This is a genomic window from Pseudoalteromonas sp. NC201, from assembly GCF_002850255.1.
In the GTDB taxonomy this organism is placed as follows: domain Bacteria; phylum Pseudomonadota; class Gammaproteobacteria; order Enterobacterales; family Alteromonadaceae; genus Pseudoalteromonas.
Map to the genome: position 1 here is coordinate 3,032,476 of NZ_CP022522.1, position 19,503 is coordinate 3,051,978.

The 19,503-nt window shown below is 43.9% G+C and carries 20 protein-coding genes; 13 read left to right on the plus strand and 7 right to left on the minus strand.

Features of this window, described 5'->3' with window-relative positions; genetic code table 11:
• Positions 1 to 2 precede the first annotated feature (2 nt).
• On the minus strand, positions 3 to 314 hold the full coding sequence (locus PNC201_RS13160) for a 2Fe-2S iron-sulfur cluster-binding protein (RefSeq protein WP_010371949.1): 312 nt from the start codon (positions 312 to 314) through the stop codon (positions 3 to 5).
• 393 nt (positions 315 to 707) lie between these two features.
• Here PNC201_RS13160 and PNC201_RS13165 point away from each other — a divergent pair, with 393 nt between their 5' ends.
• Both PNC201_RS13165 and PNC201_RS13170 read left to right on the plus strand, forming a co-directional pair.
• Positions 708 to 935: a helix-turn-helix domain-containing protein gene (locus tag PNC201_RS13165; RefSeq protein WP_102057316.1), complete on the plus strand. Its 228-nt coding sequence runs from the start codon at positions 708 to 710 to the stop codon at positions 933 to 935.
• Positions 919 to 1,536 carry a GNAT family N-acetyltransferase gene (locus tag PNC201_RS13170; protein ID WP_102057317.1) on the plus strand — a complete coding sequence of 206 codons (618 nt, stop codon included), beginning with the start codon at positions 919 to 921 and terminating at the stop codon, positions 1,534 to 1,536. Before PNC201_RS13165 ends, PNC201_RS13170 begins: the two co-directional genes overlap by 17 nt.
• A 9-nt stretch (positions 1,537 to 1,545) precedes the next feature.
• Here the strand turns inward: PNC201_RS13170 and PNC201_RS13175 are convergent, their stop codons facing one another.
• The 4 genes from PNC201_RS13175 to PNC201_RS13190 are packed head-to-tail and all read right to left on the minus strand — an operon-like array spanning position 1,546 to position 3,866.
• On the minus strand, positions 1,546 to 2,151 hold the full coding sequence (locus PNC201_RS13175) for an SDR family NAD(P)-dependent oxidoreductase (protein ID WP_010606178.1): 606 nt from the start codon (positions 2,149 to 2,151) through the stop codon (positions 1,546 to 1,548).
• Positions 2,148 to 2,597 carry an adenylyltransferase/cytidyltransferase family protein gene (locus PNC201_RS13180; RefSeq protein WP_010371961.1) on the minus strand — a complete coding sequence of 150 codons (450 nt, stop codon included), beginning with the start codon at positions 2,595 to 2,597 and terminating at the stop codon, positions 2,148 to 2,150. The genes PNC201_RS13175 and PNC201_RS13180 overlap by 4 nt, the downstream gene beginning before the upstream one ends.
• Positions 2,598 to 2,603: 6 nt before the next feature.
• Entirely contained in the window at positions 2,604 to 3,350 is a 747-nt protein-coding gene (locus tag PNC201_RS13185; RefSeq protein ID WP_102057318.1) for an SDR family oxidoreductase, read from the minus strand.
• 27 nt (positions 3,351 to 3,377) lie between these two features.
• Positions 3,378 to 3,866 (minus strand): winged helix-turn-helix transcriptional regulator, encoded by a 489-nt coding sequence (locus PNC201_RS13190; protein ID WP_010606176.1) that lies wholly within the window; start codon positions 3,864 to 3,866, stop codon positions 3,378 to 3,380.
• A 406-nt stretch (positions 3,867 to 4,272) separates the two neighbouring features.
• Between PNC201_RS13190 and putA the strand changes: the two genes are divergently transcribed.
• The 3 genes from putA to PNC201_RS13205 all read left to right on the plus strand — a co-directional run bounded on the left by putA (position 4,273) and on the right by PNC201_RS13205 (position 9,490).
• A complete protein-coding gene (gene putA / locus PNC201_RS13195) occupies positions 4,273 to 8,076 on the plus strand; it encodes a bifunctional proline dehydrogenase/L-glutamate gamma-semialdehyde dehydrogenase PutA (RefSeq protein WP_102057319.1) in 3,804 nt (1,267 codons plus the stop codon).
• 303 nt (positions 8,077 to 8,379) lie between these two features.
• The gene (locus PNC201_RS13200; RefSeq protein ID WP_102057320.1) at positions 8,380 to 9,015 is read left to right on the plus strand and encodes a LysE family translocator; all 636 of its coding nucleotides are present in this window, start codon (positions 8,380 to 8,382) and stop codon (positions 9,013 to 9,015) included.
• 16 nt (positions 9,016 to 9,031) lie between these two features.
• Positions 9,032 to 9,490 carry a methylglyoxal synthase gene (locus PNC201_RS13205; RefSeq protein ID WP_102057321.1) on the plus strand — a complete coding sequence of 153 codons (459 nt, stop codon included), beginning with the start codon at positions 9,032 to 9,034 and terminating at the stop codon, positions 9,488 to 9,490.
• Between the two features lie 55 nt (positions 9,491 to 9,545).
• Here PNC201_RS13205 and yegD read toward each other — a convergent pair whose 3' ends face one another.
• Positions 9,546 to 10,904, minus strand: coding sequence for a molecular chaperone (gene yegD / locus PNC201_RS13210; protein WP_102057322.1), 1,359 nt, complete (start codon positions 10,902 to 10,904; stop codon positions 9,546 to 9,548).
• Between the two features lie 446 nt (positions 10,905 to 11,350).
• Positions 11,351 to 12,292, minus strand: a complete 942-nt coding sequence (locus tag PNC201_RS13215) for a sensor domain-containing diguanylate cyclase (protein WP_233525176.1) — start codon at positions 12,290 to 12,292, stop codon at positions 11,351 to 11,353.
• A 286-nt stretch (positions 12,293 to 12,578) separates the two neighbouring features.
• Here PNC201_RS13215 and PNC201_RS13220 point away from each other — a divergent pair, with 286 nt between their 5' ends.
• The 8 genes from PNC201_RS13220 (at position 12,579) to PNC201_RS13255 (ending at position 19,479) form a co-directional block, all read left to right on the plus strand.
• Positions 12,579 to 13,361: a sporulation protein gene (locus PNC201_RS13220; RefSeq protein WP_010606169.1), complete on the plus strand. Its 783-nt coding sequence runs from the start codon at positions 12,579 to 12,581 to the stop codon at positions 13,359 to 13,361.
• A gap of 289 nt (positions 13,362 to 13,650) precedes the next feature.
• Positions 13,651 to 14,589, plus strand: coding sequence for a hypothetical protein (locus PNC201_RS13225; protein ID WP_010606168.1), 939 nt, complete (start codon positions 13,651 to 13,653; stop codon positions 14,587 to 14,589).
• Positions 14,590 to 14,612: 23 nt separating this feature from the next.
• Positions 14,613 to 15,512 carry a DUF350 domain-containing protein gene (locus tag PNC201_RS13230; protein WP_095728282.1) on the plus strand — a complete coding sequence of 300 codons (900 nt, stop codon included), beginning with the start codon at positions 14,613 to 14,615 and terminating at the stop codon, positions 15,510 to 15,512.
• A gap of 87 nt (positions 15,513 to 15,599) precedes the next feature.
• Positions 15,600 to 17,252, plus strand: coding sequence for a polyamine aminopropyltransferase (locus PNC201_RS13235; protein WP_233525254.1), 1,653 nt, complete (start codon positions 15,600 to 15,602; stop codon positions 17,250 to 17,252).
• Between the two features lie 81 nt (positions 17,253 to 17,333).
• Positions 17,334 to 17,747, plus strand: coding sequence for a DUF2170 family protein (locus PNC201_RS13240; protein WP_010606165.1), 414 nt, complete (start codon positions 17,334 to 17,336; stop codon positions 17,745 to 17,747).
• 15 nt (positions 17,748 to 17,762) lie between these two features.
• A complete protein-coding gene (locus PNC201_RS13245; protein ID WP_102057325.1) occupies positions 17,763 to 18,452 on the plus strand; it encodes a PspA/IM30 family protein in 690 nt (229 codons plus the stop codon).
• Between the two features lie 65 nt (positions 18,453 to 18,517).
• The gene (locus PNC201_RS13250) at positions 18,518 to 19,156 is read left to right on the plus strand and encodes a DUF4178 domain-containing protein (RefSeq protein WP_010606163.1); all 639 of its coding nucleotides are present in this window, start codon (positions 18,518 to 18,520) and stop codon (positions 19,154 to 19,156) included.
• A complete protein-coding gene (locus PNC201_RS13255) occupies positions 19,153 to 19,479 on the plus strand; it encodes a hypothetical protein (RefSeq protein WP_069018990.1) in 327 nt (108 codons plus the stop codon). Before PNC201_RS13250 ends, PNC201_RS13255 begins: the two co-directional genes overlap by 4 nt.
• The last annotated feature ends 24 nt before the right edge of the window (positions 19,480 to 19,503 follow it).

Sequence of the window (19,503 nt, forward strand, 5' to 3'; positions counted from 1 at the left end):
CACTATACTCCAACCTGCTTGAAACGATTTTGTTTAGTTTCAACCTGCATGTTGGGTTGTACTAAGGTTTGGCAAGCCTTTTGTTTATGTTGCTTGTTTATCGTTACCTGACAACAATGACAAACGCCCATACCACAATAAGCACCAGATACGGCTTCTCGATCGCTTTCCATAATTTGCTTGTAGTTCGCCGCAAGCAAAACAGACAACACGGTTTCACCGTCGCATGCGTTAACCGCAATGTCGTCGATTTGAATTTGGAACTGTAACCCCTCAGGGTCTGTAATATCTTGCGTTCTGGATAATTCAGACATGAAAAAATGCTCCTTCAATAAAGTCGCACAAAGCCTACTATCCAAATATTAAAAATAAACATTTTATTTACTTTATTCACTTTAATTTGATCCAAATTAACTTTTAAGCACTCTCGCGCTAATTCTGTTCAATTCGGTGCAAATGCTGCACTCACCTCACTAAAGCAGTGCAATGTGAACGTACTTACAGACCAACACAAACCGCATCCTATTGATATTAAATAGTTTTAATTTCTGGCACAGTTTTTCCTTATTAAACGACACGACGGATGAAAGGAGCGTAATTATGTACACTTTATATCAAACGATGTACTTACTTTGGCATTTGGATGTGAGTATCTGGCCTGTGCACGATACAGCAACAACCCCTGTAGATGGTAAGGAGGAAGCGCAATGACACTTGGCAAACTAGAAACTGCAGTACACGCAGTAATGAACGATATGCTCACCCCATCACAAGCCGCAAAAGCCTATCATGTGCCGCAGCGAGCACTTTACGAAGCACTGCGACGCTCCCAAGAGAAACAGCAAACTCGATGGCAGAAATTAATGCATGAAAAGGCAAGGCTTGAGCAAAGTCTGGCTCGGATAAATAAGGAACTGCATGAACAATTTGTCTAATACCGCTATGCAGCTTCGCATTATTCAGGCGCCTAGCTTGAAATACAATCGCTTAGATTGTCAGCTTTGGGTAAAACAGCTCAGTGCGCTGACGCAAGCCTGTATTAATCTTGGCGCCTCTATCGGCTTTTTGCCCTCTTCCTCTAGCAGAGCAATACAAAACTACTGGTGGCAGGTATTCGATGCTGTGATCAAGTCGCAAAAGACGCTTATTATCGCTGAACTTAATGGCGTAATGGCAGGTTGTGTGCAACTCTCGCCGGCAACAAAAGATAATGCTCAGCACCGGGCTGAAGTTGAAAAGCTATTAGTTCATCCGAATAGCCGACGAAAAGGCGTAGCAACAAAGCTGATGCAAGCCATAGAGCAAGAATCTACACGGCAGCAGATATCGTTACTCGTCCTTGACACACAATCGGATTCGGACGCAGAAATCTTATATCAGAGCTTGGGCTTTAAAGTGGCTGGGCAAATCCCTCATTTTGTCAGTGATGAGCGCGGTGACTTCCATGCCACCACATACTATTACAAACTGCTTGCACCGACCTTGCGCAATCGTATTGAGAACGTAGCTCTAGTGCATTATGCCAATGAATATTAGCAAAACAGTCTAATCAAGCGACTCGCTACGACTTTCGTTCAGGCGATAAAAAAACAGCTTACCGATGTGCTGTGGTGTAGTTACAGCCTCTAAGATTGGCGCGGCGCCTTGTGGTATGCTCATCACATTGGGATTATTGATAGTAAGACCATCGCGCAGTTTAGTATCTATTGCCCCGGGGCACAGTACCGCTATTTTGTAGCCGTCCTTGTGAAGACCTTTAGATAGAGTCACCACGCCCGCTTTCGCCGCACAATAAGACGTCCAATCTTTGTAACTGTTAAATGCCGCCGTCGACGCCACATTGATCAAATGCACCGCTTTGTTTGCTTTAATTGCAGCACGAGAAATTAAATAAGTGCCGATTAGGTTTACTTCGATGTCACGGATCCAAAGACTTGGGTCAGAGTCTGCCACTAAACTTGAGTAAAGCGTTCCTGCCGCATTGATTACACAGTCATAAGATTTGTCGTCAAAAAAACGCTCAACTTCAGCTGGTTTAGAAACATCAAGCTGCGCGCGCGATGGCGCTTCCACTTCATGTCCTAAGCGCTTCAGTTCATCGCTTAAATAAGCGGCAAGACCACCCTGTCCGCCCGTTATTAACACTTTCATTTCTGTGGCTCTGGGATTGGATGATTGTCGCTTTGCTCAATCAGCTTTTTATACTGATCGTAGATTTTTTGCTTTAAGTTACTAGAGCTAACGCCAGCACCATAAGGAAAGTAAAATACCTGAACCCCAAGCTCTTTCAGATAATCATATTTTCCCTTCCAATCATCGCCAATCACGAACACATCAATATTTAGATTTTTCACCGTTTCACGATGATCTAAAGTACGTTGTGGAATAGCAAGATCTGGGTCTCTTAACCCTTCGATAATCGCCAAACGCTCTTCAAATGGCACTGCCGGTGGCTTTTTATAAGAACAAACAAGTTCATCGGTACTTACACCAACGATCAACGTGTCTCCTAAACCTCGGCCATAACTAATCATTTTTAAATGATTACTGTGAAATAAATCAAATGTTCCTGAGACATAAACAATTTTATTTTTCATAAATTGCTATTTCCCTCCAGCTAAATCAATAAAAGTTCCTGTAACAAAGCTTGCTTCGTCACTTAAAAGCCAAGCGATGGCATTGGCAACCTCAATCGCGGTTCCACCTCGCTTCAGCGGTAAAAAATCGGCTAGACGATCAACTCGGTTTGGTTCGCCACCGTCGCCGTGAATATCGGTATAAATACAGCCCGGTCTCACGCAGTTCACGCGGATCTGTTCAGCGGCTAATTCCAGAGATAAACCTTTAGTGAAGCTGTCTATTGCACCTTTTGCAGCCGCATAGTCAACATACTCATTAGCCCCACCTAAATAAGAAGCTGCCGACGATACATTCACCATTGCGCACTGTGCTGGATTGGCACTCAAACGCATATGTTTAATTGCTTCGCGAGCACAAATAAAATACGGCGTAACATTATTAGTAAGCATATTGTTGATGCGCGCTGCGGTCATGTGTTCAACTCGAGTCTGCACGTTCAGCACGCCAGCGTTGTTGACCAAATGCGTTACCATGCCAATATCGGTCTTTATCTTGTCAAACATTGCCTCTACAGATTTTTCGTCTGTGACATCTGCTTGTAACAAATGCGCTTTACCATTATTACTTAGGATGGTATCAGCAACCGTTTCTGCGGCTTGCACGTTCTGCTTGTAATTTATAACAACAGTAAATCCTTGTTGTCCCAGCAGTTGAGCCGTTGCCGCACCAATCCCACGGCTCGCACCGGTGATAAGTACCACTTTTTGCATCTATTATTCCTTAAACTGGGTCAACAGTTACTGATAGTTCAGCACTTCTACACCCATGTCTTCTTTGACGTGTTCTATCACCATATAGGTATGATTTGTGCCAACTCCAGGTATTTCAACGATTTGACCTAATACCTCTCGATATTGACGCATATCTTGGACTCGGATCTTAACTAAATAATCAAAGCCACCAGCTACCATATCACAAGAAACGACGTTGGGGATTTTTACAATGTGCTGTTTAAACACCTCAAATACCACTTCGGTCGAGCTTTTCAAGGTGATCTCCACATGCGCAACCAAATGCTGGCCAAGTTTCGCGGCATTTAATCTTGCCGTATATCCTTCGATATACCCCTCGGACTCGAGTTTTTTTACTCGATCGAGGCAAGGACTCGGACTCAAGTTTACCTCTTTCGCCAAGTTTACATTAGAGATCCGAGCATTGCGCTGAAGCGCGTCTAAGATTGCTAAGTCGATGCGATCTAATACCCGAGTTTTAATGGAAGTCGTCATATCAGCATAAAATTTTGTGAGGGTTTGAGATTACCCGCAAATTTACCGTATTCGTTGAAAATAAAACAGCATATTCTGCTGTCTTTTCGATAGAATGCCCGCGAAATTAACGATAAAGAACAAAGCGGCTTGTTTCAGCCTTTAACGCAACTTTGTTCGAACATTTAGATTATGCATTCTGGCTAAAATTTGAACCCCCAAATGGGTGTGTTATGGTTAGCAATGTGACTGCATCATTTTGTCGTAATTGAGGCTTCCTATACAAATTAAACTACACTTTCAACCTTTGGTTGCATAGTTTGGCATCAGTTCAGATGTAGTTTTGTAATCTACACATTAAGGTGTGTGATTCCATAGGCAGGCGCGAATTACATGTATTTTTGACTCCAATTTTTGAGGGTTGCTTATGCTTTATAACGGCGATTTGACAACTAACTGTCCTATCCGACAAAAGATCCGTGATTTTTACCGCATCGATGAGAACGCAGTAATTGATCATATTTTACCTTTAGCTGAGGTAGGCGTTACAGCTCGAAGCCGAGCATGGGAACGTGCACGTCAAATGGTATTGAACATTCGTAGAGATCAAGATGGTCAAAACGGTGTCGACGCGCTTTTAAATGAATTCTCTCTTTCTACCGAAGAAGGCGTGGTACTGATGTGTTTGGCCGAAGCTTTACTTCGTGTACCAGACAAAGCAACGCAAGAAAGCCTAATCCGTGACAAGCTCGCACAAGGCGACTGGAGTTCACACTTAGGCAGCAGCGACTCGTTATTTGTTAACGCTTCAAGCTGGGGTCTACTCGTTACTGGTAAAATGGTTAATTATTCAGACAAGAATAAAGAAGAACAATTTGGCGTGCTAAAACGCACAATTGGTCGCCTTGGTGAGCCAGTTATCCGTAAATCTGTTAACTATGCAATGAAGATCATGGGTAAGCAGTTTGTAATGGGTGAAACCATTCAAGATGCTATCGATCGTGCCGCTGATAAAGAACAAAAAGGTTATGTATATTCGTACGACATGCTAGGTGAAGGCGCACGTACGATGAAAGATGCAGAGCGCTACTTCCAAAGCTATATGAACGCCATTCACGCAATTGGTAAAGCAGCGAAAGGCCGTGGCCCAATAAAGAGCCCTGGTATATCTGTAAAGCTTTCAGCTATTCACCCACGCTATGAATTCACACATCGCGACCGCGTGATGGACGAGCTTGTACCTAAGCTAAAAGAACTTGCAATTGCTGCGAAAGAATACGATATCGGTTTCACGGTTGATGCGGAAGAAGCGGATCGTTTGGATATCTCACTAGATGTCATCGAGGCTGTATTCTCAGACGACGCGCTTGGCGACTGGAATGGTTTTGGTCTTGCAGTGCAAGCATATCAAAAGCGTGCCATTTTCGTTGTTGAATGGGTGGCTGAACTTGCTCGTCGCGTAGGCCGTAAACTGATGGTGCGTCTAGTTAAAGGTGCTTACTGGGATACAGAAATCAAAACCACTCAACAAGATGGTCTTGAGCACTTCCCTGTGTTCACCCGTAAAGCAACGACTGACGTTTCTTATAAAGCGTGTGCTATTAAGCTACTAGAAGCACGTGATGCACTTTTCCCACAGTTTGCAACGCATAATGCTTACACCGCAGCAACTATCCTAGAAGTTGCCAAAGGCGACAACAAAGGGTTCGAATTCCAACGTTTACACGGAATGGGTGAATCACTTTACGACCAAATCGTTGAAAACGAGGGTATTCAGTGTCGTGTGTATGCGCCAGTTGGTCAGCACGAAGACCTACTTGCTTATCTGGTACGCCGTCTACTTGAAAATGGTGCAAACTCATCATTCGTAAACGCGATTGTTGATACCACTAAGCCTGTTGAGTCACTACTTCCTGACCCTGTAGAAACACTGCAAGGCCTACGTAACCGTTACAATACGCAGATTAAACTACCTATCGAGCTTTATGGCGATGAGCGTCCAAACTCAAAAGGTAAAGACCTAACAGACATCAACGATTTAACACCGTTTAAAGAAAACCTAGACAACTGGTTTAACGAACACCTAATCGATGAAAGCCAAGTACCAGAAGGTCACCTTGCTGTTCGTAACCCTGCGAATCACAAACAAGTGATTGGATCTGTGCCTTTACACGATGAAGCACATATGCAAAGCGTGCTTGCCAATGCTGATGCGGCTTTTGAAAGTTGGTCTCAAACCTCTGTTGAAGAGCGTGCAAACTTACTACGCCGCACTGCTGACATCCTTGAGCGTCACCATGACGAACTTGTTGCTATCTGTATTAAAGAAGCAGGTAAAGTAACCCAAGACAGCATCGATGAAGTACGTGAAGCCGTTGACTTCTGTCGCTACTATGCCGCGCGTGCAGAAGAGCTTTCTAAAGATGAGCGTTTTGAAGCTCGTGGCGTGATTTTATGTATCAGCCCGTGGAACTTCCCGCTTGCAATCTTCTTAGGTCAGGTAGCTGCTGCTATCGTGACGGGTAATACCGTTATTGCAAAGCCAGCTGAACAAACCAGTATGATTGCACTGCGTTGTATCGAACTAATGCACACCGTTGGCTTACCTGAGCACGTAGTACAACCGGTTATCGCACGTGGTAGCGAAGTGGGTAAACACATCGTGCCTGACGAGCGTATCCAAGCGGTTATGTTCACAGGTTCAACAGAGACAGGTACGCTTATCTCACAAATTCTTGCTGAGCGTAACGATATTCAGGTTCCTCTGATCGCAGAAACCGGTGGTCAAAACTGTATGATCGTTGACTCAACAGCTTTACCAGAGCAAGTGGTTGACGATGTTATTTCATCAGGTTTCCAAAGTGCCGGTCAACGCTGTTCAGCACTTCGTGTGTTGTTCTTACAGGAAGATGTTGCTGACGGTATCATTGAAATGATCCAAGGTGCACTTAAAGAGCTACATATCGGCGACCCATCGCTACTATCTACAGACGTAGGCCCAGTAATCGACGAAAAAGCGCTGACCACTTTGACTAAGCACGTTGATTACATGAAGTCGAACGGTAAGCTACTATTCGAAGCTAAGATCCCTGATAACAGTGAGAACGGCGCTTACTTCTTCGCTCCGCGCCTATATGAGATTTCTGATCTATCCGTGCTTAAGCGTGAAGTATTCGGTCCGGTAGTTCACGTTGTACGCTTCAAAGCAGATCAACTTGATAATGTGATCGACCAAATCAATGGTACGGGCTACGGTCTAACGATGGGCGTTCATTCACGTATCGAAGAGCGCTGCGAATACCTAGCTAAGATGTCGCGTGCGGGTAACGTATACGTGAACCGTAACATGATTGGTGCGATCGTTGGTGTACAGCCATTTGGTGGTCGTGGCCTATCTGGTACAGGTCCAAAAGCAGGTGGTCCAAACTACTTAGTTCGCCTTGTGAAAGAAAAAGCGTCACCAGACAACGTACAAATGACAGATCTGACGCCTGATGAGCTAGAGATCCACCACTTCCCAGGTGCCGTTGAGCAAGTTAAAAAACTGATGCAAAACTCTAAGCGTGATGAGAAGATCTGGCGTCGTACTGCGCTTAATGACCGTGTTTCGGCAGTGCGTCAGCTACTTGCTAAAGTGGCAACAGTAGACATCATTGATGAGCTGGCGGATGATTTGTCATTAACGCTTTCTGATGCGCGTGCTCAGCTAAACCGCTTAGAAAAGCGTATGCGTACTTACACAACGCTACCAGGACCAACTGGTGAATCGAACACGCTGCACTTAGAAGCGCGTGGTTGTGTAGTGGTATATGCCGATAAGAGTACGTCGTTCAACTTCTGGGCGATTTCAATTATCACAGCACTTGCTGCCGGTAACACAGTGATCACAGTAGCCTCTGACTTATTCTACGAAGAAGCATTGGCATTTAGAGATAAGTTCATCTCAACTGGCGTTGCCGAAGGCGTATTCCAAGTAGCGAAGCAAAACCAGCTACAAGCGATTTTGGCACACCCTCACCTTGCAGGTGCTGTTGTGGCTGCGCGCTCTTCACGCCTTGGTTACTTCTCACAGCAACTTGCAGAGCGTAAAGGTGCTATCCTGCCGGTGATCAGTGCAGAGTACTACGATACGCTTATCAATCGTCTAGTGACTGAGAAAACCATCAGTATCGATACCACAGCTTCTGGTGGTAACACTTCACTGATGACGCTTGTTGAAGACGAAGAGTAAGAGAATATAAATCGCTATGCTAGACATAGCGGTTTTATCGAACAAAGCCAGCGTAAGCTGGCTTTTTTATAGTAAAAATCAGGGCTAACTACCATACACAATAGCAACTTTAAAAATTGCTCAACTCAGAGGAAACAGCCACAATACAAAAAAGATGATTTAATCACGGTGAAAAGACCACTAATATTGTTGCTCTGCATAATAATGTTAGAATTTCAAAGTATAAAATAACCACAATAATACCAATTTCATGCATGTTGGCTATTCACAAAAACGATATAAAAACCAATAACGAAAAGAAAAATGTTAAACCTTGAATACTTATTCTCATTTTTAATTGCTAGCACGGTGATTGCCGTAGCTCCAGGTCCATCTAATGCATTTTTAATGGCGCAGACCTTTACTAATGGCCGCGTAGCTGGCATGCAAAGCGCATTAGGCTTTGCGCTCGGAGGGGTGATCCACACACTCTTTGCCGTTGTTGGCTTGTCGGCACTCCTAAAAGCCTCAGAGACCGCCTATACCACAGTGCAATATCTCGGCGCAGCCTACTTAGCTTATCTAGGTGTAATGACTATCAAAGAAACGCTTGGAAAAGCGCAGATAGCTTGCGAGGAAAAACCGCACGTGAGCACCAAAAAGCCTAAAAGCGTGATGTTCCAAGCAATGATGACGGAAGTCTTAAATCCCAAAGTCGCCCTGTTTTTTATTGCATTTATTCCTCAGTTTGTCGATAGTAGCTTGGCGACCTCGACAACGATGCAACTGGCTATGTTTGGCTTACTTTATCCTATTTTAGCTTTTCCCATCGACTGCATGTACATCTACGGTGGTGATAAAATCGCGGGCTATTTTAGGCAGCATCCAGCAGCGCCGGTGTGGATTGATCGAATTTCAGGCTTAATTTTTATCGCATTGGCAGTCAATTTATTACTCTAAACAGGGAGCAGCACACATGCAAAAACGTTCACAGCCACTACCAGCAAAAAAGCATATTGCTTTAGTTGCACACGATGGCATGAAACCAGCCCTACTTGAGTGGTGTCAGACTCACTTAGATAGCCTTAAGCAGCACAAGCTTTACGCCACGGGCACAACGGGTAATCTGATAGAAAAGCATACTGGTTTAGAAGTCACCAAACTATTTAGTGGGCCAATGGGTGGCGACCAGCAAATTGGTGCCAAAATCGCGGAGCAAGATGTTCATGTCTTGATTTTCTTTTGGGATCCGCTTGCGTCACAGCCTCACGATCCGGATGTAAAAGCACTGTTGAGACTCGCTGCTGTTTGGAATATTCCCGTCGCCTGTAATGAAGCAACGGCAGATTTACTGATGGCGTGCGATAAAATGAACCAGCCAATCGCAAGGCATTTACCTGATTATGAGCAGTACCTTGCTAGTCGCTTAGATTGATAAAATAGATGAGTATGGAAGCGGTTTGTGACCGCTTCTTTGATTTTGACTTCGATTATTTAAATATTTTATCCGCCCACTTAGTCAAGCCTGCAGTAACACTACCAAAGTTATCCCCGTTCACCATTTCAATATCACCAATTTGCTGTGCAAGCGTTGCCTTGAGTAACGGTGATTGCGCGCTACCGCCAGTCAGATAAATTACATCGGGTTTTGAGCCCGCTTGATGAATGGCTTCTTTCGCAAGCATGCCCATCTGTTCTAAGTTCGACATGACCGACTCGGCAAAATCTTGCTGCGTAAATTCAGAGGCTAGCTGTGGTTCAATAAAACCAAGATCGGCATTAAACTTTGCTTGCTCAGAGAGTGCAATCTTGCCGAGTTCACCTTCACGAACCACCTGATGGGTAAGTTTGTTCTGTTGAATATGAAGTAAACGCGCCAGCTTTTGCGGCTCAGCGACATCTCGCAACATGCTTTGCAATTCTCGCGCTAATTTATCGCTGTAGAAGTCTAGTTGAGACTGAATATCATTGATTTTACATGCCTGCCAATAGAGTTGACTAGGCATCGGCAAACCTGAGCTCATGTTAGATCCGAGACCACATAACGGCATTAATTGGTGATAAGCTAGCGCAATATCTAAGTCGTTACCGCCGATACGTTTGCCTGTATGCGCTAAAAAGTCTTGCTGGCGTTGTGTGTTATTGCGATAGCTTGGCCCCATTCGGACAAACGAACAATCGCTAGTACCACCGCCGATATCAACCACCAGCACAAGTTTATCTTGTTGAAGACGGCTTTCGTACTCAATTCCCGCTGCGAGCGGTTCGAAGAGAAAATCCACTTCCTTAAACCCAGCTCTTTTTGCAGCGGAGGTAAGAATATTAACCGCTTGTTGATTGCTTTCCTCTCCACCGATGGACTGAAAATTAACAGGTCGACCAATCACAGTGTCGGTAATGGACTGTTGCAGCTGCGACTCAGCACGACGCTTAATCTCCACCATCATCGCCGCAGCGATATCTTCAAAGAAGGCGATTTGTTGAGGTTTAAGTCCAACCGCCCCAAAGAAGGACTTGGGTGATTTTACAAAAAAACCTTCTTCGGGAAATTCGATATACTCAGAAATTGCCGCTTGACCAAAAAAGACGCCCGCTTCATGTGCTTCTAAATCAAGATCGCGCTTAGCTTGCTGTGCTACCGTTAGCAGCCCTTGGCGAGACTGCGTGTAGACTGGATCTGGCTCATTGAGATGACGATTAACAAATGCAGGAATTAACGCATTGTGCATCGCATACATAGTCGAAGGCAGGTAATATTTATCTTGCTCGAGATGCAGTAAGTCCACTTCACCATTTTGCATGACACCCATCGCACAATTAGAACTTCCGTAATCAAACCCGACTTTCATTCTCTACCTCAAACTGCTGAAAAGTCGCGAAGTGTATCATGGTTGTCGTTATTATCAGATGAATTTATCTAGGTTCCAGCACCATTAATAGGCTTATTGCGAGGAGCATAGCGGAATAAGCCTGTTGGATCTCAGTCTCCACCATTTTGCATAACACACTAGACATAGCACAATGAGGGCTTAGTTAATCAAACCCGACTTTCATTCTCTACCTCAAACTGCTGAAAAGTCGCGAAGTGTATCATGGTTGTCGTTATTGTCAGATGAATTTATCTAGGTTCTCACATCTTTAATAGGCTTATCGTGGAATGATACCATTGTGCATAACACACTAGGCATACCACAATGAGAGCTTAGGTAATCAAACCCGACTTTCATTCTCTAACTCAAACTGCTGAAAAGTCGCGAAGTGTATTATGGTTGTCGTTATTGTCAGATGAATTTATCTAGGTTCCCACATCCTTAATTGGCTTGTCGTGGAAAGCATAGCGCACACTGTCAGATTGCTTGGCTTGATACATAGCGGAATCTGCCTGTTGGATCCCAGTCTCGATGTCGACGTTATTAAACAGACTGACACCGATACTAATCCGACAACTTAGTTTATTGCCTTCAAAGAGATATGGTTTATCTACCTTGTTGATTATTTGCTGGCAGATCCCAACCACATGAGATTCGGCTTGAGGCTGTTGTGGAGATAAATGAGTAATTAAAATCACAAACTCATCACCTCCCCAACGGATCACCACATCATCCTCACGTACGCTAGCACTCAAACGCTGAGCAACCGCCTTGAGTAACTGATCCCCCACATGGTGACCATGCAAGTCATTTACTTTTTTAAAATCGTCAAGGTCCAAAAACAAGATTGCGCTGTAACTACCAAACAGCTGCCCAGCATGGAGTTGCTCCATCAACCCATGTTGGAGAACATGGCGATTTGGTAATTCGGTTAATTGATCATGATACGCCAGCTTCTCGGCTTCAAGATACTCCAACTTACGATCATTGATATCCCGAGATAACACGATAAAACGTGTTTCAGCATGATTATCGCTTGCAGTCACAATCTTACGGGCGATAGAGACTTCAAACCAACGCTCGCCAACAGGCGTAGACAAGTGAATATGGCTGCCGTGTGAATAGCCGTTAACTTTTGCTTCCTGTAATGCCCGCATCACTATTTTAGCGGCTTGCTCTGGCATCACTTCAGTCACCGTATGGCCAATCAATTGTTCTGCAGGCGCGACTAACAACTCAGGGCGGAGTATTCTGGCGTCCCAGTGTCGCCCCTCTTCGTCTAGTTCAAACATCAAGTCCGGCATCGCACTTAATGTCGACGCCAATTCCTCATAGCTCGGTTGCGCCAAAGCTTGAGTGCGGGCCATACGACGATCCTTGACCATGAGGCGTTGCAACATCCTGTTCCATAATTCTATAAACTTGAACTTTGCAATTTGAAACATGCCAATGAACACAGCTCATCTACGGCTATCGTTATAAAATAATATACCAATTTTACGAATAATGACCAATTACCGACTGCATCAAAGAAAATATTTTCAAGTCATTGGCTTCGAAAGAGAAAAGCAATTGACGAATAGATAATAATTCCTATAATCGACACAGCAGCGCTTTCCATGATGGAAGGTCACAAGATATATAAGGATGACTATGTCTTTTTTCAAAAAAGCCCTTGGCGCAGTCGGTATCGGTGCAGCAAAAGTAGATACCATTTTAGAGACCCATCACGCCTCTCCTGGCGAAGAAATTTCTGGAACGGTTAAAATCATCGGTGGCAAAGTTGCTCAAGAGATCAACAAAATAGATCTTAACGTAATGTGTAACTACACGGTTGAAAGAGAAGACAGTGAAGGTGAAACAACGACCATCACTAAAAACCACACCCTTGCTAAATTTCAAATCAACGAACGATTTACTATCGAACCCGGTGATGAAAAGCACATTCCATTTGCGCTTGACCTCGCTGAAGAAACCCCGCTTACCGTTGGACAATCCAAAACTTGGATTGCTACCAACCTTGATATTGATATGGCGCTCGACAAGTCAGATAGGGACTATTTACACATAGTACCTACCGAGCTACAACAAGCGGCTATCGATGCGATGGAAGCGCTTGGCTTTAAACTCTATGAATCAGACTGTGAAGGTATTGATGAAGTATCTTTCTCACGCCTCCCATTCGTACAAGAGCTAGAGTTTAAAACGATCACAGGTGACTTCCATGGTCGCTTTGATGAAGTGGAAGTGGTTTTCTTTAATCGCGGTGAGCAACTAGAAATTATCTTTGAGATTGACCGCAAAGCGCGAGGCTTTAAAGGCTTCTTTGCGGAGGCGCTAGACCTTGATGAATCAAAAGCCAGATTGCTGATAGATGAAACTGATTTAGAAGACCTAGAAGATGCTATTTATGACATTCTAGAGGCAAATTGCTAAGGTATATTAACCTTGTAGTATCGATAGATTTATATTGATGCTTTGGTGATCGTTGCATTCATACGAATGCAACTTCTATATGAACAAACTCTATTATTATCCCAGTTCACCTAACGCTATGGTTTATATTAATACAAATGTTAAGGTGTATAGATAATAACTCTCTAGACTGATTTATTGTTACAATTTAAGCCCATTTAACATGCCAATCACGGCACGTTTGAGTTGACTTAAGCTCAATAAAACAGCACATTTAAATGAACGGTCAAGGTAGATTAGGTGACAATGAATGTCCAACTTTAGAATTTGGAAACTGGTTAGCCTACTGTGTGTTTTGAGCCTAATGCTGGGCTGCGAATCGAAAGAAGAACGCATCCAGCAAACCATTACACATACACTTCAAGAAGCTTCAACAGCGATAAATACGCTGGGAACCGCCCTTGATAAAAAGCAGGTGAGAAATGCCAACCTTTTGACTGAGTATGGCAAAGTACTTAGTCAGCAAAAACCTCAGCTCAGTGAAATTGCGCAAATTATTGCCCAAGACGCAACAAGCAGTGGAACCTTATATCAGAGTTTATTGACTCGTTATCAGTCCCTCAAGTCCCCCGCTCCAAGTATGAACAGCGACGACATTATCAACCAAGCAGTGTTGTTAAAAGAAGCCGCTTCCATCAGTTTGTTCAATGATGCGCTGACAGATCCAATCAATGTTTTAGCTGATATGTCAGATGGCAAGCTAGCGCGAGTTGGCGCTATTAGTCAGCAGGCGGAACAAGCGGCAAACGGTCAGACCAGTGTCGGCAATCAGCTTGTTGGCAATGCCAACTATGGCGAATGGCAGACTAACTCTAACGGCACTAGCTTTTGGATGTGGTATGGCATGTATCGCATGCTTGGAGATATTGTCGGTGATGTGGAATATGGCCGCTGGAGTAAACATCGCAGATACAGTTACTACAGCGACTATGGCCGCCACAGATACACCAGTTATAAAGGCTACAAACGCCAAACTGAGCTCGCCAAACGTACTCAACAATCGTATCAACGCCAAGGCAAACAATTTACCAGTCCCTATGCCAAGAAAAAGTCTGGCGCTTCAGGGTTAAGTCGAAGTAGTAACACCCCATCAGCAGTAACTCGAAGCAGCTATTCTCGAACATCAAGCTACGGCTCTGTTCGCAATAGCTCAAGTAGAACCTCCCGTGGCGTAAGCCGGGGCAAATAGCGCATATATAGCGGAGTTAACACATGTACCAATTTAACGGATTAACAGCTTGGACTTTTCAAGCATTGCTAATAGATATGGCGGTGATCGTCGCGTTATTTGTTAGCTTAAAATACATCAAAGGTTGGGTATCTAACCTTCATGCAAACGATGAAATCACAGAAAAAGACAACTTTGCATTTGGCCTCAGTTTTGCTGGTGGTTTAGCAGGTCTGGCCATTGTAATTTCAGGTATTTCAAGTGGTGCTTTTGCCAGTTCTTTAGCTCAAGAAGCGCTACAAATGGCAGGCTATGGTATCGTTGGTATCATCCTTATCAAGCTCGGTCACTTTTTCCAAGACAAAGTCGCGCTACGCAAGGTAAACCTCCATGACGAAATCGTTAAAGGTAATGTCACCTCAGCACTGATTGACTTTGGCCATGTGGTGAGCGTTGCCATTGTGATCCGCTCAGCTCTACTTTGGGTACTCACAGAAGGCTGGTATGGCTTACCTATTGTGGTTGCAGCCTTCATTATTGGTAATATTTGTATGCTGCTTGTGAGCCAATACCGAGTACAACTATTCAAGCGCACCAACAAAAGCGGCGACTGTTTACAGCAGGCAATCAAAGACAACAATATCGCGGTTGGGATCCGCTACGCGGGCTTTTTAATCGGCTCGGCTCTGGCACTGACTGCAGCGTCCGGTTTAGCGCCGTATGTAGCTGACAATATTAACTCAAGCCTACTTTACTGGAGTATTGCAGCACTGGGTAGCATTGTGCTTTTCATCGTCTTACACCTCGTTATGATAAAAATTATTCTGGCAGGTAAAGATATTTCCGATGAAGTGAACAGACAAAAGAATATTGGTGTTGCTGCAATTTCAGCCGCGCTTTCTTTTGCGATTGGTACGACTATGGCAAGTTTGTTAGGTGCATAACCCTTGAGCGCATCTGCACCACAAACTTCAGCAAGAGTGACCGGCAACTGGTCGTTGTTTGGTCACGACACCCTACTTATTGGCGTCATGGCCATTTTGGCCGGTTGCGGCCTAATCTACGAATATTTACTCTCTCATTATGCTGGTCGCGTTTTAGGCTCTGTAGAAAGCGCGATTTATGCCATGATAGGCACTATGATCGTGGCCATGGGCATTGGCGCATTTTTAGCACGCTGGTTCAAGGATCCTTTTACCGCTTTTGCATGGCTTGAAAGCCTAATCGCGCTACTCGGCATGAGCAGTATTTTGGTGATCGCCAGTGTTATTGCACTTACCTATACCCTGCCCCACACGCTTTCTAGCCTTTACAGCCTGCCTCCCGATAGTGTCTTAGATGGCATGCCATTTGCGCAATTACAAGCATTTGCCCGATTTTTACCTTATGTTTTCGGCCTCATTCTAGGCATTTTAATTGGCATGGAAATTCCGCTGATTGCTAGGATCCGTCAACAAGTGTATGGCCGCTTCCTTGAAAATAACGCAGGTACCATTTACGGTGCAGATTATATCGGTGCTGGTGTTGGTGCTGCCATTTGGGTCACGATTATGCTTGCGCTGCCAATAATGCAAGCAGCAGCGTGGACTGCGCTATTTAATATCATTGCAGGACTTATCTTCCTATGGCGTTACCATGCTCATGTCCGCTTCGCTAAGCTGCTGTTTGCTTGCCACTTTGTTCTACTTGGTATCTTTTTTGTCATCCTGAGCCATGGCTCTCTTTGGATGAAAGACCTCAGCAATGTGCTATACAAAGACAAGGTGATCTATTCAGAATCAACTAAGTATCAACATGTTGTCATCACTGAGCGATTGAGCCGCGCACAACCGATGCCAATTAACGATTTATTCTTAAATGGTCGATTACAGTTTTCATCTGTAGATGAACAGATCTATCACACTATGCTCGTTTATCCTGCAATGCTGGCTTCTAACCGGCGCGAAAAGGTATTAATCATTGGCGGCGGAGATGGTCTGGCACTTCGAGATGTACTGGAATGGCCTGTTGAAAATGCAACCTTAATCGATTTGGATGGACAACTACTTTCGTTATTTGGACTACAAGGGCAGCCCTACCCAGCTAGACCACATATCACCAGTCAATTAACCCGCTTGAATGGCAACGCCTTAAACGATCCAAGAGCAACGGTTATCGTTGCAGATGCATTTTTAGAAGTAGAAAAAATGCTCGACCAAGGTAGACAATTTGACACCATCATTATCGACTTACCTGACCCTAATCACCCCGATTTGAATAAACTATATAGCGACTACTTTTATAATCATGTGCGTCAATTACTGGCACCCGATGGTGCACTCGCTATTCAGTCAACATCTCCCTATCACGCCAAAAAAGCGTTTATTAGCATAGCTAAAACGGTAAAGCATGCCGGGTTTACGCATGTTGAGCAATATCAGCAGAATATTCCCTCATTTGGCCAGTGGGGATGGACAATCGCAACGAGAACAGGACAACCAGCAAGTGCTAGGATCCGGTCGGTCGAGTCTTTGCCTGTTCCAAGTAACTGGATAAACAAAGAGTATTTACTCGCGACGTTCGCCTTCCCAAATCGCTTTTTTGACGGAGCAAAAGATATTGAAGTCAACCAGTTAGGAACGGGCAGACTATACGATTATTATCGCCAAGCATGGCAAACAGAAGATGAGTTGTATAAAAATTAGCGCACGGTCATTGACATATTATGTCTTACGTGCAACTCTTAACTCAGACATAATATGTCAAAACAAAAAAGGTAAATGAAGATGGAATTAAATGAACTATCAATCAAATTAGCATCATTTGAAACAGAAGGTGCTAACTTCGAATCATTCTTAATCGCCAATGAAGGCGAGCAAGATGTATTGCAAGTGATTGTTGACGGAAATGACGAATTACCAATTTTTGTGACTCAGACTGAAGAACAACTTGTATGCATTAGTTACCTATTTAAAGAGAATGAGGTAAAGCCTGAGTTGCTAAACGAGTTAAATGAAGCACTATTAAAACTGAATGTGCCGATCCCGCTGAGTGCGTTTGCTAAAATTGATGAGCAGTATGCGATATTTGGTGCTCTAGCCGTTTCCTCCTCAATTGATGAGATCACGCACGAACTGGTCACCCTCGCGGACAATGCAATCGAAGCATTGGAAGCCGTGACTGTGTATTTGAATGAATAATATTGGAGTTGTGAAATGAGTATTTTAAAGAAATTATTTACTGCTGTTCGTGGTGGCGCTAGAGAAGTTGGTGAGTCAATTGTTGACGCAAATGGCATTCGTATTTTTGAGCAAGAAATTGCTGACGCACAAAACGCATTAGCTAAAGCCAAAAAGAACTTAACAGAAGTAATGGCGAAAGAGATGCAGACAAAACGCAAATTAGCTGCACTTGACGAAAGCATTATCGAGCATGAAAACTATGCTGGACAAGCGCTGGAAAAAGGTAACGAAGCTTTAGCGGTAGAAATTGCAGAGAAAATCGGTGAATTTGAAGTTGAGCGCGCAGAGCACCAGCAAGTGCTAGACGGTTTTAGTAAACATGTGATCCTGTTAAAACAGCAAATTAAAGAAGCTGAAAAAACGATTAAAGAAAACCAGCGCCAACTAACAATGGTAAAAACCACAGACAGCGTTCAAAAAGCAACCATGGCAGTAAACAGTACGCTAAATACCAATACGTCATCTATGGTAAATGCACGTCAGTCGCTTGAGCGTATCAAGCAACGCCAGCAAGATAGGCAAGATCAACTGGCTGCGGCAAAAGAGCTTGAAGCCGCTGCAACGGGTGCAGATCTAAAAGCCAAAATGGCAGAAGCTGGAATTGGCTCTACGCAAAAGAGTAATGATATTCTTGAACGTATTAGAGCGAAACAAAGCAACTAATATTTGCCGAATAGAAAAAGGAGGCCTCGCCTCCTTTTTACCCTTTTTGATTATGTAGGTGCATTATGTTTGGCTTTTTTAAATCAAAAAAAACTCCTGAGCGACAACTTACTCATGCAAAAGATCTGCAAGTTGGAGACATGCTCACCATCATCGATTCGTTCGCTTACCCTAGCTGGCTCAAGGGACAAACCCTCAAAGTTGTTGGCGTACAAACTTACCAATTTGAACGCAGCGCTGCATATGAATTTGTTCTCGAAAGTGATTCAGGTAACATTACTTTTTTGCAAATTGAACAAAGTGACGGTGAGGAATACGCGAATTTCTCTATCAAAATCCAAAGAGAAGACGTCGATGCTATTTTTACGCTTGATGAATTTGCGCGTATTTTCGATGAAGAAGCACTGACCCACATCGACACCCACGCTACTCCGGAGATTTTCGAGCGATTTTTAGGTAAAAGCTATCAACAAAGTGAAGCGCCCTACGTTTGCTATTTTTACGATAGCGATTATCGCGGTCGCGCCTTGCCACGCTATCAAGATGAAAGTGGCGAAGTATGTGAAGTTATCGAGTTACTTAGTCCTGACGAAAAGTTCGCTATCAATATCGAGATCTGGGATGGGGGGGAAACTGACGTGTCACTAACCATGTGTCGCCCACTGAGCGATATTGTCGACCTATTTCCTGGAGCTAACTCGTGACCACAAGAGAAGACAAGTGGAAACGTCAAGAAGTGGCATTGAGGGCCACACAAATGGCCTTCGATTTAACCACGGAAGTACAAAAAAGTATTAAAAAGCAGGCGATAGACGAAGAGCTAACGCCATCCGATATGATCAGAAAGATCCTTGATTTAGAAGTTAAATCGAAGAAAACTCGGCAACGCTTATCCTTCAATCTAACCGATGAAGAAATCGCACTACTGGCGGAACGTTTTGGCGTTGACCCTAATGACAAACGGGCTGTAAAGCAACAGGTCGCCAATATGCTACTCAGTCGCTATACAGAAAATAAAGGAAAATAATTGGCTGTATTTATGTAGATTGTT

Coding starts and splice junctions, on each gene's coding strand:
- PNC201_RS13160 (WP_010371949.1), bottom strand. CDS start 314: ATGTCTGAATTATCCAGAACGCAAGATATTACAGACCCTGAGGGGTTA.
- PNC201_RS13165 (WP_102057316.1), top strand. CDS start 708: ATGACACTTGGCAAACTAGAAACTGCAGTACACGCAGTAATGAACGAT.
- PNC201_RS13170 (WP_102057317.1), top strand. CDS start 919: ATGAACAATTTGTCTAATACCGCTATGCAGCTTCGCATTATTCAGGCG.
- PNC201_RS13175 (WP_010606178.1), bottom strand. CDS start 2,151: ATGAAAGTGTTAATAACGGGCGGACAGGGTGGTCTTGCCGCTTATTTA.
- PNC201_RS13180 (WP_010371961.1), bottom strand. CDS start 2,597: ATGAAAAATAAAATTGTTTATGTCTCAGGAACATTTGATTTATTTCAC.
- PNC201_RS13185 (WP_102057318.1), bottom strand. CDS start 3,350: ATGCAAAAAGTGGTACTTATCACCGGTGCGAGCCGTGGGATTGGTGCG.
- PNC201_RS13190 (WP_010606176.1), bottom strand. CDS start 3,866: ATGACGACTTCCATTAAAACTCGGGTATTAGATCGCATCGACTTAGCA.
- putA (WP_102057319.1), top strand. CDS start 4,273: ATGCTTTATAACGGCGATTTGACAACTAACTGTCCTATCCGACAAAAG.
- PNC201_RS13200 (WP_102057320.1), top strand. CDS start 8,380: ATGTTAAACCTTGAATACTTATTCTCATTTTTAATTGCTAGCACGGTG.
- PNC201_RS13205 (WP_102057321.1), top strand. CDS start 9,032: ATGCAAAAACGTTCACAGCCACTACCAGCAAAAAAGCATATTGCTTTA.
- yegD (WP_102057322.1), bottom strand. CDS start 10,904: ATGAAAGTCGGGTTTGATTACGGAAGTTCTAATTGTGCGATGGGTGTC.
- PNC201_RS13215 (WP_233525176.1), bottom strand. CDS start 12,292: ATGGCCCGCACTCAAGCTTTGGCGCAACCGAGCTATGAGGAATTGGCG.
- PNC201_RS13220 (WP_010606169.1), top strand. CDS start 12,579: ATGTCTTTTTTCAAAAAAGCCCTTGGCGCAGTCGGTATCGGTGCAGCA.
- PNC201_RS13225 (WP_010606168.1), top strand. CDS start 13,651: ATGTCCAACTTTAGAATTTGGAAACTGGTTAGCCTACTGTGTGTTTTG.
- PNC201_RS13230 (WP_095728282.1), top strand. CDS start 14,613: ATGTACCAATTTAACGGATTAACAGCTTGGACTTTTCAAGCATTGCTA.
- PNC201_RS13235 (WP_233525254.1), top strand. CDS start 15,600: ATGGCCATTTTGGCCGGTTGCGGCCTAATCTACGAATATTTACTCTCT.
- PNC201_RS13240 (WP_010606165.1), top strand. CDS start 17,334: ATGGAATTAAATGAACTATCAATCAAATTAGCATCATTTGAAACAGAA.
- PNC201_RS13245 (WP_102057325.1), top strand. CDS start 17,763: ATGAGTATTTTAAAGAAATTATTTACTGCTGTTCGTGGTGGCGCTAGA.
- PNC201_RS13250 (WP_010606163.1), top strand. CDS start 18,518: ATGTTTGGCTTTTTTAAATCAAAAAAAACTCCTGAGCGACAACTTACT.